Source organism: Bacillus sp. FSL K6-2841, from assembly GCF_037976435.1.
Lineage (GTDB): Bacteria > Bacillota > Bacilli > Bacillales > Bacillaceae > Bacillus > Bacillus pumilus.
The window spans coordinates 2,589,533-2,605,197 of record NZ_CP150266.1; the positions used below are offsets into that span (position 1 = coordinate 2,589,533).

The window sequence follows — 15,665 nt, forward strand, 5'->3', positions numbered from 1 at the left end:
TTTAAAAAATGCTCTCTGCCTCTTGACGCATAACATCTCCCATCTTTCTACGTCTATAAATACTTAAAATCATCCCAACAGCCATCAATTCTAACAGAATATGAGAACCGCCATAGCTCATGAAAGGCATGGCCAATCCAGAAAAAAGCAGCAAGCCGAAATTATTAGCAATGCTTAAAATTAATTTTGCTGCAAACACAGCTGCAAAACCTGTCATCAGCATTTTTCCATAAGCCATTTTTACGCGTTTTGTTGTATGAAAGAGTCGGTAAATAAAAATGACAAACAACATGAGTACAACGGCTCCTGCTAGCCAGCCAAATGAAAAAATGACATATGTAAACATCCAATCAGTGTGAACCTCCGACATTGCAGAAGGAATGACATGAAGTCCGTTTGGGCTAAATTCATGGACTGTGTAAAGGTGCCTACCTGCTTGTAAATGAAAAAATAATTCAAACATTAGATATAAACCACCTGCTGCTGCCAGCGGAATGATTTGTCTTAAACGTGCACTAGACACATACATCATCGTTAGGCACATGACAAAACAGATGACAGTTGCAGGAAGAAAACCGATTGTACTGATTAACATAACTGGTAAAGCCATCAATCCTACTCCAAGCCAAGCTTTAAAACCATTCTCCCAATTCCATGAATGAAAAATACCTGCTAAAGATACAGTCACAAGAAATGGTACGACCTCTGTCAAATTGATTGAGATATCGCTTAATCTTAAAAACAGAACACCGTTTACTCTTATGCCAAAAATCATCGTCAGAAGCACCATTCCAAGCGTTCCTATGTATAAATGCCAAGAGTATGACAATAAGCGCCGGTAATCGAAGGAAAATAAAACAAACATAAGCACTAGTCCAACTAAATAATAGGTGAGACTTTTATAAAAAATATTCATATCTTGAAGATTTGTAAACCCTGAATGAAACTGCAAAAAGTACATGACAAGCAGCCCAAAAGAACAGGCGGCTAACACAAGAAAAATCATTTTAAAATCCATTTGAGTTTTATGTGTTTCATGAAGTTGCGCTCCAAGAATGGCCGCTTCCCCAATTTGTTCTAGCGCTTGATCCACCGCCTCTTCTTCAGACATCCCAGCATTCATCGCTTCCTCTTTTAGCGTATATAAATGATCCATAAGTTCAAGCTTGATTTCCGAATGGACATCTTTATTTTTGACTCGTTTACATACATTCTTCATATACTTTTCAAACTTTTTCTCTAATCCCATGCGATTTTCTCTCCATTCAACACGCCATCCACTGCATTTTTGAAAACATCCCATTCTTCTTTCTTTTCCTTCATAAATGCTTTTCCTTGTTCATTTATTTTGTAATATTTTCTTTTCCGGTTGCCATTCCCTTCGCCCCAGTAAGAGATAATGAATTCTTTCCCCTCTAAGTTGTGCAAAATAGGATAGATTGTTCCTTCTTTAAAGCTGAAAATACCTTCCGACTTCTCCTCCAATGCTTTGATCATTTCATATCCATACATTGGCTTTTCACTTAACAAGCTTAATATTAGGGTAGCTGTACTTCCCTTTAAAAGCTCTTTACTTACTTTCATTTCTGGTCACTCCCAATACATAGATTTACTATGCATATATTTAATATGCATATCATACATGATTAAAATGACCATGTAAACTCCTAAACGTCTTAATACCAAGAAAAATCCAAGAAGATTGATACATTACAATGAAAAACAGATAAAATGAATGTGTGAGAATCAGAAACAAACTTAAACAAAACATGTGAACTGTTTTAAAAAACAAGCATGTGACAACAATGTCACATGCTCGTCTGTTTTGTTCGCCAAATCGAAGGAAGTGCGGCGGGCTTCTTTTTATACTAGAGATATCAATTAAATAGAAAAGGGGATCGACAAATGAACATTTTAGAAGCTCGCAAAGTATATAAAAGCTACGGAAATAAATTCAACAAACAAGAGGTGCTGAGTGGCATTGATTTGACCATTGAAGCTGGAGAATTCGTCAGCATCATGGGGCCATCGGGCTCGGGGAAAACAACTCTTTTGAACGTATTGTCCTCTATTGATCATGTGTCCAGCGGATCCATTCGTATCGCAGATGCTGAGATGACACAAATGAAGGATCAGCAGCTTGCAGAATTCAGAAAAAAGCAGCTTGGCTTTGTTTTTCAGGATTATAACTTACTTGATACACTCACGGTCAAAGAGAACATCCTCTTGCCCTTATCCATCTCCAAAACGCCGAAAAAAGAAGCTTTTGAACGTTTTCAACAGCTTGCTGAGGACATGGGTATCTATGAACTAAGAGACAAATATCCAAACGAACTCTCTGGCGGACAAAAGCAGCGGACATCAGCGGTTCGTGCCTTCATTCATGAGCCGAGTCTTATTTTCGCAGATGAACCTACCGGAGCGCTTGATTCAAAATCTGCATCTGATTTACTCAATAAGCTGCAAGATTTCAATCGAAAAAGAAAAGCGACCATTGTCATGGTGACACATGATCCTGTCGCAGCGAGCTATTCAAGACGCGTCATTTTTATCAAGGACGGGCAGATTTATACTCAGTTGAATAAAGGTGCTTTAGAGAGAAAGATGTTTTTCGAGGATATTATGAAAACGCAAGGTGTTTTAGGCGGTGTGAAGCATGAACATTAATCAGCTCATCTTCCGTAACTTGAAGAAAAATTTTAAAAATTACTATTTATATGTGTTTGCTCTCATGTTTAGTGTGGCGCTTTACTTTTCTTTTGTCACCTTGCAGTATTCACCAGCACTTGATGATGTAAAAGGGTCCATTAAGGGCGGTGCGGCGATCAAAGCCGCTTCTGTACTGCTCATCGCCATTGTTGGGATCTTCCTGTTATATGCGAACAGCATTTTTATTAAACGCAGAGGGAGAGAAATAGGCCTCCTGCAGCTCATTGGCATGACGAAACAAAAAATTGCCAAACTGCTTAATGCAGAAAATTTTATTCTATACGTATTCTCCATGGCTGTTGGCATCATAGCTGGATTTATCGGTTCCAAACTCATGCTGATGGTGCTATTTAAAGTATCCGGCGTCAGCGCCATCGCCAATCTGCACTTTTCAGGCATGGCCCTTTTGCAGACACTGATCGTCTTTTTCATCATCTATGGATTAATCATGTTAAGAAATAGATGGTTTATTAATAGACAGACCATTTTATCTTTGTTTAGAACTACGTCTTCTACAGAGCAGCGTGTGAAAAAAATCTCTGTGTTTGAAATTATCATTGGGGTTCTAGGTATTGTCTTGATCAGCTCAGGCTATTATATTTCTTCTCAGCTTTTTACCGGCTCATATACGTCCATGCTTGAGTTATTGTTAGCCATGATCTATATTCTAGCCTCTGTCATTATTGGTACCTTTCTTTTCTATAAAGGTTCTGTTTCATTCATTGCCAATATCGTACGTAAAAGAAAAAATGGCTATCTCGCCATTCATGAAGTCCTGTCTCTCTCATCTATTATGTTTCGGTTAAAATCAAATGCACTGCTTTTAACGATTATTACAACTGTATCTGCACTTGCCATCGGGTTGTTATCTTTAAGCTACATTTCCTATTACTCAGCAGAAAAAACCGCTGAACAACAGATTCCATCCCATTTCGTCATGGGCTCAGAGAAAGAAGCCGATACCTTCACTCGTGCACTTTCTGACAAACATATTGCGTATGAAACAAAACAGTTCAAGGTCATTCAAGCGAAGTTTGACGCAAAGAAGATCATGGATTCAGAGATAAAAAATATGAATAATGATCCAGGCGTCTTAACACTGGCTGTGATCAGTGAGAAAAACGCACCAAATATTCATGTGGAAAGCAACGAAGTCATCTTAAGCGGCTACAGTGATATATTGAAGAAATTCATGCCGATTCAAAACTCAGGTGATGTGAAACTACTTATCAAGAAACCCCTTGATTTAAAGGTCATTGATATGAAGAAAGATTACCTCATCTCTTACAAATTCACTTCTGGTGGTCTGCCTGTTGCCGTCGTCAGTCAAAGTGTCTTTGAGCAGCTTGACCAGCAGAAAGATCTTAAGCTGCAACTTGAGAATAACCAATATAATGCGGTCAATATAAAAGATGATCAAAACCTTGAACAAGCGAATGATGTGTTTACCTCTTTAAAACTAGGTGACAACAGCATGTCTCAATTAGCTTCAGCTCAGCAGCAAAAGCAAACAATAGGACTGATGATGTTTGTGGTTGGATTTCTAGGTCTAAGCTTCCTTGTCACATCAGGCTGTATTTTATACTTCAAACAGATGAATGAAAGTGAAGAAGAACAAAGCTCTTACACGATCTTACGTAAGCTTGGCTTTACAGAGAAAGACCTATTAAAAGGCATCCGACTCAAACAACTGTTTAACTTTGGGATTCCGCTCATCATTGGATTGCTGCACAGCTACTTTGCTGTACAGTCAGGCTGGTTTTTATTCGGCGGTGAATTGTGGACTCCAATGCTCATCGTCATGTCGATTTATACGGTTTTATATTCTATCTTTGGATTCCTGTCTGTCCAATATTATAAAAAGGTCATTAAAGAATCCTTGTAATCTAATCCCCATAGGCAGCTGCCTATGGGGATTGTTTGTTTATGATGGAGTTGATTCAAACTTGTGCGATAGAATATGATCTCTTGCCGCATAAGCTTTCCGTTTGACCTCTTCTAGGTTCACACCGACAAGTTTTCCGTTTCGTTTCACTGCTTTTCCAGCCACATAAACAGAATCAACATTTGAAGGGTGTGCCGTTTGTACAACCGCTCCAGCCGGATCTGTCATCGGCAGAAGATTCATGCTTGTCCGGTCGATTAGGATGAAATCAGCTTCTTTTCCAGGTGTGAGCGAGCCAATTTTATGATCAAGCTGTAATGCACGAGCCCCATTGATCGTCGCAGCCTCAAGCATTTGTTGAGCAGAAATTCCAAGTTCAGGCCCCGGCATGATTCCCTCCATCAGCAATGCTTGATTTTGGAGCGCGCGCTCTGCCTGAAGTCCGAATTTCATTTGAGCAAACAAATCTCCGCCTGTCGCTGTAACCACGTCTACACCGAGCGTTGGAAGAACACCTTGTTCAATCGCAAGTCCTGTCACAGGATAACCGTGACCCATCATCATTTCAATTTCAGGTGTAATGGATATGGAGCTTCCGCTGTCTGCCAGCATCTTCATTTGATCTGCATCGATTGCATTGATATGCACCATGTTGAGGTCAGGTCCAAGTAACCCTGCTTTGTGAAGCCGCTCAATCGAACGATCCTCCGCTCCCCAGTTCCCAAAGCCAATATGCATACTGCATAGAGCATCTAGAGACCGGGCTGTCTCAATTTCAAATACTGAAGTTTCCCATGAAGAAAACTCTGGTCCACGAATCGCAAGCCCCATTGTCAAAAGCTGATCTGACGATTGAAAATGCGTTTTTTTCACGCGTGCTGCGTCCTCCATATTGGTGAGCGTGCTCTCCCTATCCCAATACTCAGCATCTCCAGAGGAACCGAAAGCAAAAACAGCTCGAATGCCCGCATCCTTTAATCCTCCGATGAGCTCTTCTGTATGATCCATTGAATTGATCATCGTCCAGTCTAAACATGTGGTCACTCCTGCATCTAATGCCTCTAATGCCCCTAAATAATTCGCGATTCGATCATCGGATGGGCGTCTCATCGCACCATAGTTTCCGTAATAGATTTTGCTCAAATATGTCTGCAAAGACCAATCTGTGCCTATGCCTCGAATGACTGACTGCCACACATGACGATGTGTATCCACAAGCCCTGGCATGATCACCATATCGGACGCATCGACAATGTCAGCATCATTTGCTTCAATGAAAGGTCCAACCTCTAAAATGTGTGTCCCTGCAATTAATAAATCTCCTTTTTCTAAAAAACCTAAAGTTGGATCAAGTGTTAAAAGCGCCGCATCTTTAAACAATGTTTTCTTCATCCATATCCCCCTTTTCAAATGACGAGGAAGAGTTCTCCCACCCTCACTGTCATTTTAAAACATAAAAGGATCCAATTAGAAGAAAAGTGACTTCACTAACTGTTTTATGAGCTGATTTTTCTGAAATAGTTATAGATTCGTTTTAATTTGACGTCATGTTTTCCTTTTGGGCTTTCCATCATGCCGAACTCAAAGAACTTCACAGGTTTGATTCCGACATATTGTAAGAGGGCTCGTTTCATTAACACCTTGTGTGCATTTTGCAAAAAGAAGAGAGGGTAGTTGGTTGGCCCTTGCATCGTCGATACACAAACAGCACTTTTTCCTTTTAACAGTCCTTCTGGAAGCAGCCCGCCTGTTTGACGATAAGCAAAATTCGCAGCAAACATGCGGTCAATAAAGCCAAGCAGCATGGCTGGCGGTCTTCCCCACCAAATAGGATATACGAACACGATTTTGTCCGCCCATTTGATCTTCTCCTGATACACCCGAATGTCAGGGTCCTTATGCATGTCACGCCTTTTTTTCTCTTTATTAAAAATCAGCACAGGGTCAAATTCTTCTTTGTATAAATCGATGATTTTCACTTCATGAACTAGTGGATTTTCTTCACTGCCTTTCATGATTTCTTTTAAGAAAGCACCATTTAAACTATTGTGATGGGGGTGAGTATAAATAATGAGTACATTCATGTATGAGCTCCTTTTATTATCATTTGATAACTAAATGATATACCCCTGTTGGATAGTTGTCAAATGATAATTGTTTTTTGATAATAATTTTGGTATGTTACGTAGGAGGTGATAAACATGAAACATCCCCATTTCTTCAAGGAATTCGTAGCATTTGCTTCTACTTTTTCAGAACTAAAACATGACCTAATGTACAAAGTCAAACCAGCTAACTTAACGACCTTACAATACTTGATACTAGAGCAGCTAGCTGTCAGCGAGCCGCTTACGCCAAGTGAAATTGCCGACTGTCAGCACATGTCTCTTCCGAATGTCAGCAGAGAACTGAAAAAACTACACGAGAAACAATTCATTGATAAAGAAGAAGACCGTGATGACAAACGAAAACACGTCATTAAGCTATCTGACAAAGGCCGTACTTGTATGAATGAAGCCTTCCAACATATCGAAGGGGTGCTATTAGACAGCCTATCTTCCTCCGATATAGAACAAATGGATGATATCGTACAAGCTCTCCGCCTTTTAAATCAAACGATTTTCAAAAAAGAACCTAAAAAAGCATGAGCGTATCGCTCATGCAAAGAAAATACAAAAAAGCGCAGGCCTCTCATCTGCCCAAACGCTCCTCTCTATTTTCTCTATGTACCTTTATACAATCAATTGATACGCAATGTATAACGCGACAAGCCAGATCATGACCGCTGAAGCTTTATTGATACGGTTCATCCACTTGCCGTTTGTATCTAACTTCCCTAGCATCTTCCCTAAAAGAGCGAGCCCAATAAACCATAACCAGGACACGATGATACAAGCGAGTGTAAATGCCCATTTTTCTGCCCCGCTATATTGAAGCGAATTTGTGCCAATCACGCCAATGGTATCAAGAATGGCGTGGGGATTTAAAAGTGAAACTGAACAGGCAAAGAGAATTTGTTTTCTCGCAGGCATGAATTCCTGCTTCTCTTTAGCATCTGTTGATGAGCTTGTGTTCCATACGGACCATCCCATATAAACTAAAAAACAAAATCCAATGAGATAAAGACACATTTGTAGCATAGGAATGGTGAACACCACAACAGAAACCCCAATGACAGCTAACGCAATTAAAAGTGTGTCACAAAGAGCAGCAGTAATCACGACAGGTAAAGCCTGATATAATCGCGGCTGAAGGGCTCCTTGCTGAAACACAAATACATTTTGTGCGCCTAATGGTAAAATGAGGCCAAAGGCAAGCACAATTCCATGAATGATGGCAATGAACATCTTCTAACATTCTCCTTTTCCAGCAATTCCTACACATTTTAACATAAAACATCATGATCGCTTCCAGCAGATTTGTTTTTCCATAAAAAAAGCGCTGGATGCTTTCATCCAAACGCTTTTCGTTTATTCATCATGATCCTTTTCGTGCAAGCTCTCTTTCTCTCAGCTCGACACGACGGATTTTCGCTGACGGTGTTTTTGGCAGTTCGTCAATGAATTCAATTTCTCTTGGGTATTTGTAAGGTGCTGTTGTGTTTTTCACATGAGTTTGCAGCTCTTTGATCAGCTCATCACTTTGCGCTGATTCATCACGCAGGACAACATATGCCTTCACGATGGATCCTCTGATTTCATCTGGACTCGCCACAACCGCACATTCTTTAACTGCTGGGTGTTTAATCAGTGCATCTTCTACTTCAAACGGCCCAATGGTATAGCCTGAGCTGACGATGATATCATCTCTGCGGCTTTCAAACCAAAAGTACCCATCTTCATCCTTTTTCGCACGGTCACCGGTAATAAAGTAATTCCCGCGGCGCTGCGTCTTTGTACGCTCTTCATCTTTGTAGTATTCCTTAAATAAAGCCGGCGTTTCGAGATGGACCGCAATGTCACCAACTTCTCCAGGAGCGCACACGCTGCCGTCCTCATCAATGATCTCGACTTCGTTGCCAGGTGTGGGTTTCCCCATACTGCCAGGCTTGATGTCCATTCCTTTTAGCACCCCTACGAGCAGTGTGCTTTCTGTTTGGCCATAGCCGTCTCGTACTTCTATATCGAAATGCTTTTTGAATGTATCAATGACTTCACGGTTGAGCGGCTCTCCCGCAGACACGGCACTATGTAGCTTTGGAAGCTCGTACTGACTTAAGTCATCTACTTTCGCCATAAATCGGTATTCTGTCGGCGTACAGCATAGGACATTGATTTCATTTTTTTGAAGCAGCTCTAAGTACGTATTTGGATTGAACTTCCCTCCGTATACAAAGCCTTCTGCCCCGCTTCCTAACACAGATAAGAGAGGGCTCCATACCCATTTTTGCCAGCCTGGTCCTGCTGTCGCCCATACTTTATCCCCTTCATTAATGGAGAGCCATGCTTTGGCAGCAGTGCGTAAATGTGCATATGCCCAGCCATGTGTATGAACAACCCCTTTTGGGTTGCCTGTTGTACCAGATGTATAGGATAAGAACGCCATATCTGTACGTGTTGTCGGAGCCATTTGCAGCTCGCTTGATTGCTCTTCCTTTTGCGCAAGAATGTTTGTCCACCCATGATCGTTTTCACCGATTGAGAATGTTTTAAAATCGTTTGGCTGGTTGGTTCCGTCGAACGATTGAATGAATGAAGAGTAAACGATCGCTCCCTTTGCTTCTGCATGTTCAATTCGGTAATCTAAGTCTTTTGCACGCAGCATTTCTGAACAAGGAATGACGACCATTCCTGTTTTCAAGATCGCTAAATAAATGCTATATGCTTCTAGCATGCGCGGCACCATCACAATGATTTTATCGCCTTTTTTAAAGCCTGCATTTAATAATACATGACCAATTTTATTTGCTTCTTCCACTAAAGATGCATACGTCACATGTGCTTCGTAGCCATTTCCATCCTGCCAGTGCAGGGCCTTTTTCTCCTTGTCATGACTGAACGCTTCAATCTCACTGACTAAGTTATATTGTTCTGGTGCAATTAAGTCTTCTCTTTTCATGGTACAGCTCCTTTTAGCCTCTTTCTATGAAACGAAACATGTTTCAATTTACCTATTCTAACACTCATAACTGAAAAATGCTTGGATTAGGACCTACTCCTAGTATTATGCCATAATTTTTTCATTCCGTCTTCTTTTTTGTAAATATTCAAACTATTTTTATGTACAAATAGAAAAGAGCGGGAATGATCCCGCTCCTAAGCCATAGCTTTTTAATTGTGTGTCTTAGAAAGATCCGCCACCCATATGTTGTTGAGCGTAAGATACAAGACGCTTAGTGATTTCTCCACCAACTGATCCGTTAGCACGAGAAGTTGTTTCTGCACCAAGGTTTACTCCGAATTCAGAAGCGATTTCGTACTTCATTTGGTCGATTGCTTGTGCAGCGCCTGGTACTAGTAATTGGTTAGAACTGCTTTGTCTGTTTTGTTGAGCCATGTGTTCTCACCTCCTTGTGAATATAGAATGTGTAGAAACACATGACTTCATGCGATTGTTTTTATGGTAATTATTATGAAATTTTTATTTTAGAATAAATCAGCGAATTCGTCTGCCGCTTTCTTCTCTTTTGTGACGATGATCGTTTCGATTTGCTCCACTGCCTCATCGAGCATTGGCTCGAAATCAGCAAAGCTTTCGTATCGTTCTACTTTCTCAAGCTTTGGTTTTGTTTTAGGAGATGGCGGCGTAAAGATTGTGCAGCAGTCCTCGAAAGGCTGAATGCTTGTCTCGTATGTGCCAATTCGTCTCGCTTCATCAATAATGTCATTCTTATCAACCGCAATGAGCGGGCGAATGATTGGTGTATTGGTTACATGGTTAATGGCATACATGCTTTCAAGTGTTTGACTTGCGACTTGTCCAAGGCTTTCACCCGTAATAATCGCAAGAGCATCACGCTTCTCTCTTATTTTATCTGCAATTTTCAGCATCATTCTCCTTGTTGATGTCATCGTATAGTTTTCAGGTACTTGTTTGTGGATCAGCTCTTGAATTTTTGTAAAAGGGACAATGTGAAGCTTCACTTCGCCTCCATATGCAGCTAAGCATTCTGTCAGGTCAATGACCTTTTGCTTGGCACGTTCACTTGTATATGGGGGACTAAAGAAATGGACAGCCTCAATTTGAATCCCGCGTTTCATCGCTTGATAGCCGGCAACTGGGCTGTCAAAGCCGCCTGAAAGCATGAGCATCGCTCTTCCACTTGAACCAACCGGCAGTCCGCCTGCACCTTTGACATCTTTGAATGTAATATATGTCGCATGTTCCCTTATTTCAATACGCAAATGCACATCCGGCTGTTTGACATTGACCGTTAAGTTTTCTGTATTCCTCAGCACATGTCCGCCAATTTCGCGGTTCATTTCATTTGAATCAAGTTCAAATTGTTTATAAGAGCGTTTCGTTGAGACCTTAAATGTATTTCCTTGTTCATATACTTCCTGTACAGCTGTGAGTGCCGCTTCTTTGATGGCATCGAGATTTGTCTCACATTTCACCGCAAGACTAAAGCTTTGAATGCCAAATACACCTTTAAGCTGTTCTGAAATCGGTTCAGGGTCTTCTCCGTTCAGCATAATCGTAATGCGGTCTCTATCAGATGCATACTTTAATGCTGCAAAGTCTTTCAATACAAACCGGATATGCTGCCTTAGTTTTTCAATAAATTTCTTTCTATTTTTCCCTTTTGTTGAAATTTCACCAAAACGGACTAAAATATGATCATATTTCATGTTGTTATCTCATTCCTTTTAATTTTTTCACACTTTGTGCGATCGATGTGATGATTTGCGGTGCTAGCTCTGGTCCTTGTCCATACGTCAAGCTGATTCTCATACTGCTTTTTGCCACTTCTTCCGGTTTCCCCATCGCTAGGAGAACTTGGCTTGGCTCCTTTTTCTTAGCTGAGCAGGCAGAGGTTGTCGAAACATATATCCCTTCTTTTTCAAGCATATGGAGAAGGACCTCGATCTGAATACCTGGCACTGAAAAATTCACAATATGCGGCGCACTTTGCGTCAGCGGTGTGTTGATGACAATACCTTCTATTTCTCCAAGCTGCTTTAGCAGCTGCATTTTTATGTTGAGCATTTCATCATGATGTTTTTTCAGCAGCTCGAATGATTGTTTCATGGCTTTTGCTAGGCTGACAGCACCAGCAGGGTTTTCAGTACCTGAACGCAGGCCTAATTCCTGCTCTCCTCCTGTGATAAAAGGGGCAAGCACTACACCTTTTTTTAAAAAGAGCGCTCCTGTGCCTTTTAAGCCATGAATTTTATGACCAGATATCGTCAAAAGATCCACATCCAGTTGTTTATCAAGTGCTACTCTGCACATCCCCTGCACCCCATCGACATGAAAAAGGGCATTTTCAGCATGCTCACGAATCATGCCAGCAGCTTCTACAATCGGCTGGATGGCACCCGTTTCGTTATTAACGTGCATCATACTGACAAGAACTGTATCAGGGCGAAGCACTTCTTTTAAATGATTCATATCTGCATGACCATGCTCATTTACTTGAATATAGGAGATATCAAAACCAAATAAAGCCTTCAGCTGTTCAAACGATTCGATGACAGAGGGATGTTCAACGGCTGTTGTCACAATATGTTTCCCCCGGTTCATTTTGGCGAGAGCTGCTCCTTTAATGGCAATGTTGTTCGCTTCTGTTGCACCAGAAGTAAAGATAATCTCATATTGTTTCAAGCCTGTATAGTGAAGCATTTGTTTTCTCGTTTCATTTAGCAGCCGGCTTGCATCAATTCCTAGCTGATGAAGCGATGACGGATTACCAAAAAAACGTTCACTCACTTGCTGATATACTTGTAAAACCTCTGGGTAAGGCTTGGTTGTTGCACTATTATCAAGATAGATCATATTGTAACTCCTTACAAAAAACTTAAAAAATAAATGCATTTATATGTTACCATAATGAAGTCAGACATAGAATTTTCTGAAAATGGCAGTTGACAACTTTTCATTTTCACTATATCATCCATAGTGCCATTGGCACATAAACATTTTAATTGTCAGAATATTTTAATTTGGCACACTACACTGATTAAGGAGGAACTATTTTGAAAAATAGTTTAAGTATAAAGGAGACGCTAGCCATTGGCCTAATGCTTTTTGCATTATTCTTTGGCGCAGGAAATATGATTTTCCCACCTGTTCTTGGACAATATGCGGGTGAGAATGTATGGCTTGCCATCGGTGGATTTTTACTCACAGGAGTAGGTCTTCCGCTTCTTGGAGTGATTGCAGTCGCCCTTACAGGTACCGGTGCAAAAGGCCTTGCAGATAAAGCACACCCAAAATTCGGGACCATCTTTACCGTTATTTTGTATTTATCTATCGGGCCATTTTTCGCTATTCCACGAACTGGTACGGTTTCGTATGAGATAGGATTAGCTCCATTTCTTTCAGGTGCCCAATCCACTTCATGGGTACCACTATTCATCTTTACTGTAGTATTTTTCACTATTTCATACTTGCTTGCTTTAAATCCTTCAAAGCTGGTTGATCGAATTGGTAAAATTTTGACACCGATCTTATTAACTGTAATTGCTATTATTGTCATTAAAGCCATTGCTACGCCAATGGGAATGATCGGTGCTCCTGATGCAACCTATAAAGCAAACCCGCTCTTTACTGGATTTTTAGAAGGCTATAAAACAATGGATGCTCTTGCTTCTATCGTATTTGGAATCGTCGTGGTGACAGCTGTTAAGGACAGAGGCATCACAGAGCGTAAATCTCTTGCAGCAGCTTGTATTAAAGCAGGACTCGTGGCAGCTGTTGGGCTGGCACTCGTATACATTTCACTTGCTTATGTGGGTGCTTCAAGTCCCGATGCGACGGGAATGGTTGGAGCAAATGATGGCGGCAAACTGCTTTCACTTTCTGCAAACTTTTTATTCGGTTCTGCTGGTAACATTGTTCTTGGCGCAGCCATTTTATTCGCTTGTTTAACGACTAGTGTTGGACTTATTTCATCTTGTGGAGAATATTTTTCAAAGCTCTTCCCTAGCCTGTCTTATCGCACAGTCGTTCTGATCGTATCTTTATTTAGTACACTGGTTGCAAACCTTGGACTGGCACAAATTATCTCTCTATCTGTTCCAGTTCTTGTAACGATCTATCCACTAGCCATTGTCATTATTTTATTGTCATTCCTTGATCGCTGGATTAACGGAAGAAGACTCATTTATATCGTATCTCTTATCTTTACTGGTTTCTTCGCCATCATTGATGGATTATTAGCTGCCGAAGTTAATCTAGGCGGCTTGCCTGGCATCTTGAAATCAATTGTTCCGTTTTACGATTTAGGCATTGGCTGGATCATACCAGCTGTTATCGGTGCTGTGGTTGGTTTACTTATTTCGATGTTTACCAGCCCGCCAAAGCAGCTTGTCTCATAATCATCGCAAGCTAAAACATCCCCTTCCAAAGAAGAAGGGGATGTTTTTTTATTGTTCTTCATATACTAAAATAGAAAAATTCATGACTTTTGTACGTAAACACATGTTGACATCAGGCGTACATCCTTTATAATTAGTGATTGTTAATGATGAACGGTTACCTAGCAACTAATTAACAGAATATTTCAACATAATAATGGAGGCTTTAAATGCAATGAAGGCAACTTTGTCGACGAAAGATACGGTTATCATAGGTTTTATGCTGTTTGCTCTATTCTTCGGCGCCGGTAATATGATTTATCCACCAGAGCTTGGGCAATATGCTGGGCAAAATGTGTGGAAAGCAATGGGCGGATTTTTATTAACAGGTGTCGGTTTACCTCTTCTAGGGATTATTGCAATCGCTCTGACAGGTCGAGATGCGAAAGGATTAGCTGATAAAGCTCACCCAGCTTTTGGAACAGCGTTTACCGTCATTTTATATTTATCTATTGGGCCACTTTTCGCTATTCCTCGGACAGGAACGGTTTCATATGAAATTGGTGCATTACCCTTTTTAGCAGGTGTACCAGCTTGGCTCTCACTTCTTTTATTCACACTTGTCTTTTTTGGTATTACGTATTATCTTGCTCTAAATCCAACGAAGATTGTGGATCGTGTAGGGAAAGTATTAACACCAATTAAATTTACGATTATTTTTATCATTATTGTCAAAGCCATTTTAACGCCGATGGGCGTCATTGGCACACCTGATGTATCCTATAGCAATGGGTCATTTTTCAAAGGATTTTTAGAGGGCTATAAAACCATGGATGCTCTTGCTTCTATTGTGTTTGGGGTTGTTGTCATCAACGCCATTAAAGGACGCGGTGTGACAAGTAAAAAGGCACTGACTTCTGCTTGTATCAAAGCGGGTCTGATTGCAGCTTGCGGATTAACATTTGTTTATCTATCTCTTGCTTATTTAGGCGCTTCAAGTACACACGCCATTGGTTTTGTTGGAGATGGCAGTAAAATCTTGGCTCAGTCTTCTCAATTTTTATTTGGCAGTTTAGGAAATATTGTGTTGGGTGCTGCGATTACGGTTGCTTGTTTAACGACAAGTATCGGTCTCGTTACATCATGCGGAGAGTATTTCTCGAATTTATTACCTAAACTTTCTTATAAAATGGTCGTTACACTCGTGACATTATTCAGTTTTATTATTTCAAATTTTGGACTTACTCATATTATCGCTTTCTCTGTACCAGTTTTAACTGCCATATACCCGCTAGCGATTGTCATCATTGTTTTGTCGCTAGCAGATAAATGGATTGGTCAAAGAAGACCTGTATATGTCCTTACTTTGATTTTAACAGGCTGCGTCAGTTTGTTTGACGGCTTAGTAGCAGCGAAACTCCCGATTGGACCAGTGGAGGATCTCTTTCAAACGATATTACCTTTATATGATCTTGGTATTGGATGGGTTGTTCCTGCTATTTTCGGAGTGGTCATTGGGTTCATTCTTTCTCATTTCACTTCTTCTGCTTCCCAAAAGCGGGAGAAACAAGCATCTTAACAGAAAAAAGCTGAAGTCCTGTAAATGGACT

Annotated in this window: 14 protein-coding genes; 5 read left to right on the top strand and 9 right to left on the bottom strand. The window is 40.6% G+C overall.

The features are described 5' to 3' along the window. Nucleotide 1 precedes the first annotated feature (1 nt). Entirely contained in the window at nt 2-1,249 is a 1,248-nt protein-coding gene (locus MHH68_RS13170; protein ID WP_061409089.1) for an FtsW/RodA/SpoVE family cell cycle protein, read from the bottom strand. Continuing rightward, entirely contained in the window at nt 1,240-1,584 is a 345-nt protein-coding gene (locus MHH68_RS13175) for a PadR family transcriptional regulator (protein WP_058015067.1), read from the bottom strand. Before MHH68_RS13175 ends, MHH68_RS13170 begins: the two co-directional genes overlap by 10 nt. Nucleotides 1,585-1,905: 321 nt before the next feature. Between MHH68_RS13175 and MHH68_RS13180 the strand changes: the two genes are divergently transcribed. Continuing rightward, the gene (locus MHH68_RS13180) at nt 1,906-2,667 is read left to right on the top strand and encodes an ABC transporter ATP-binding protein (protein ID WP_339163464.1); all 762 of its coding nucleotides are present in this window, start codon (nt 1,906-1,908) and stop codon (nt 2,665-2,667) included. Further along, on the top strand, nt 2,657-4,594 hold the full coding sequence (locus MHH68_RS13185) for an ABC transporter permease (RefSeq protein ID WP_339163466.1): 1,938 nt from the start codon (nt 2,657-2,659) through the stop codon (nt 4,592-4,594). The genes MHH68_RS13180 and MHH68_RS13185 overlap by 11 nt, the downstream gene beginning before the upstream one ends. Before the next feature lie 39 nt (nt 4,595-4,633). Here MHH68_RS13185 and MHH68_RS13190 read toward each other — a convergent pair whose 3' ends face one another. Then, a complete protein-coding gene (locus MHH68_RS13190) occupies nt 4,634-5,986 on the bottom strand; it encodes an amidohydrolase family protein (protein ID WP_339163469.1) in 1,353 nt (450 codons plus the stop codon). A gap of 104 nt (nt 5,987-6,090) precedes the next feature. Next, on the bottom strand, nt 6,091-6,678 hold the full coding sequence (locus MHH68_RS13195) for an NAD(P)H-dependent oxidoreductase (protein WP_058015064.1): 588 nt from the start codon (nt 6,676-6,678) through the stop codon (nt 6,091-6,093). Between the two features lie 117 nt (nt 6,679-6,795). Between MHH68_RS13195 and MHH68_RS13200 the strand changes: the two genes are divergently transcribed. Next, a complete protein-coding gene (locus tag MHH68_RS13200; RefSeq protein WP_268496744.1) occupies nt 6,796-7,242 on the top strand; it encodes a MarR family transcriptional regulator in 447 nt (148 codons plus the stop codon). 84 nt (nt 7,243-7,326) lie between these two features. Here MHH68_RS13200 and MHH68_RS13205 read toward each other — a convergent pair whose 3' ends face one another. The 5 genes from MHH68_RS13205 to MHH68_RS13225 all read right to left on the bottom strand — a co-directional run bounded on the left by MHH68_RS13205 (nt 7,327) and on the right by MHH68_RS13225 (nt 12,532). Then, entirely contained in the window at nt 7,327-7,941 is a 615-nt protein-coding gene (locus MHH68_RS13205) for a LysE/ArgO family amino acid transporter (RefSeq protein ID WP_061409100.1), read from the bottom strand. A gap of 130 nt (nt 7,942-8,071) precedes the next feature. Further along, a complete protein-coding gene (locus MHH68_RS13210) occupies nt 8,072-9,652 on the bottom strand; it encodes an acyl--CoA ligase (RefSeq protein WP_061409103.1) in 1,581 nt (526 codons plus the stop codon). Between the two features lie 225 nt (nt 9,653-9,877). After that, a complete protein-coding gene (locus MHH68_RS13215) occupies nt 9,878-10,090 on the bottom strand; it encodes an alpha/beta-type small acid-soluble spore protein (RefSeq protein WP_024424829.1) in 213 nt (70 codons plus the stop codon). An 89-nt stretch (nt 10,091-10,179) separates the two neighbouring features. After that, nucleotides 10,180-11,385, bottom strand: coding sequence for a tRNA uracil 4-sulfurtransferase ThiI (thiI, locus tag MHH68_RS13220; protein WP_339163472.1), 1,206 nt, complete (start codon nt 11,383-11,385; stop codon nt 10,180-10,182). A gap of 4 nt (nt 11,386-11,389) precedes the next feature. Then, complete coding sequence (locus tag MHH68_RS13225) at nt 11,390-12,532, bottom strand: cysteine desulfurase family protein (protein WP_339163475.1); 1,143 nt, start codon at nt 12,530-12,532, stop codon at nt 11,390-11,392. A gap of 200 nt (nt 12,533-12,732) precedes the next feature. On the opposite strand from MHH68_RS13225, the gene brnQ (MHH68_RS13230) reads away from it, so the two are divergent. Continuing rightward, complete coding sequence (gene brnQ, locus MHH68_RS13230; protein ID WP_061409113.1) at nt 12,733-14,076, top strand: branched-chain amino acid transport system II carrier protein; 1,344 nt, start codon at nt 12,733-12,735, stop codon at nt 14,074-14,076. Between the two features lie 214 nt (nt 14,077-14,290). Beyond that, nucleotides 14,291-15,634, top strand: coding sequence for a branched-chain amino acid transport system II carrier protein (brnQ, locus tag MHH68_RS13235; protein ID WP_339163478.1), 1,344 nt, complete (start codon nt 14,291-14,293; stop codon nt 15,632-15,634). The last annotated feature ends 31 nt before the right edge of the window (nt 15,635-15,665 follow it).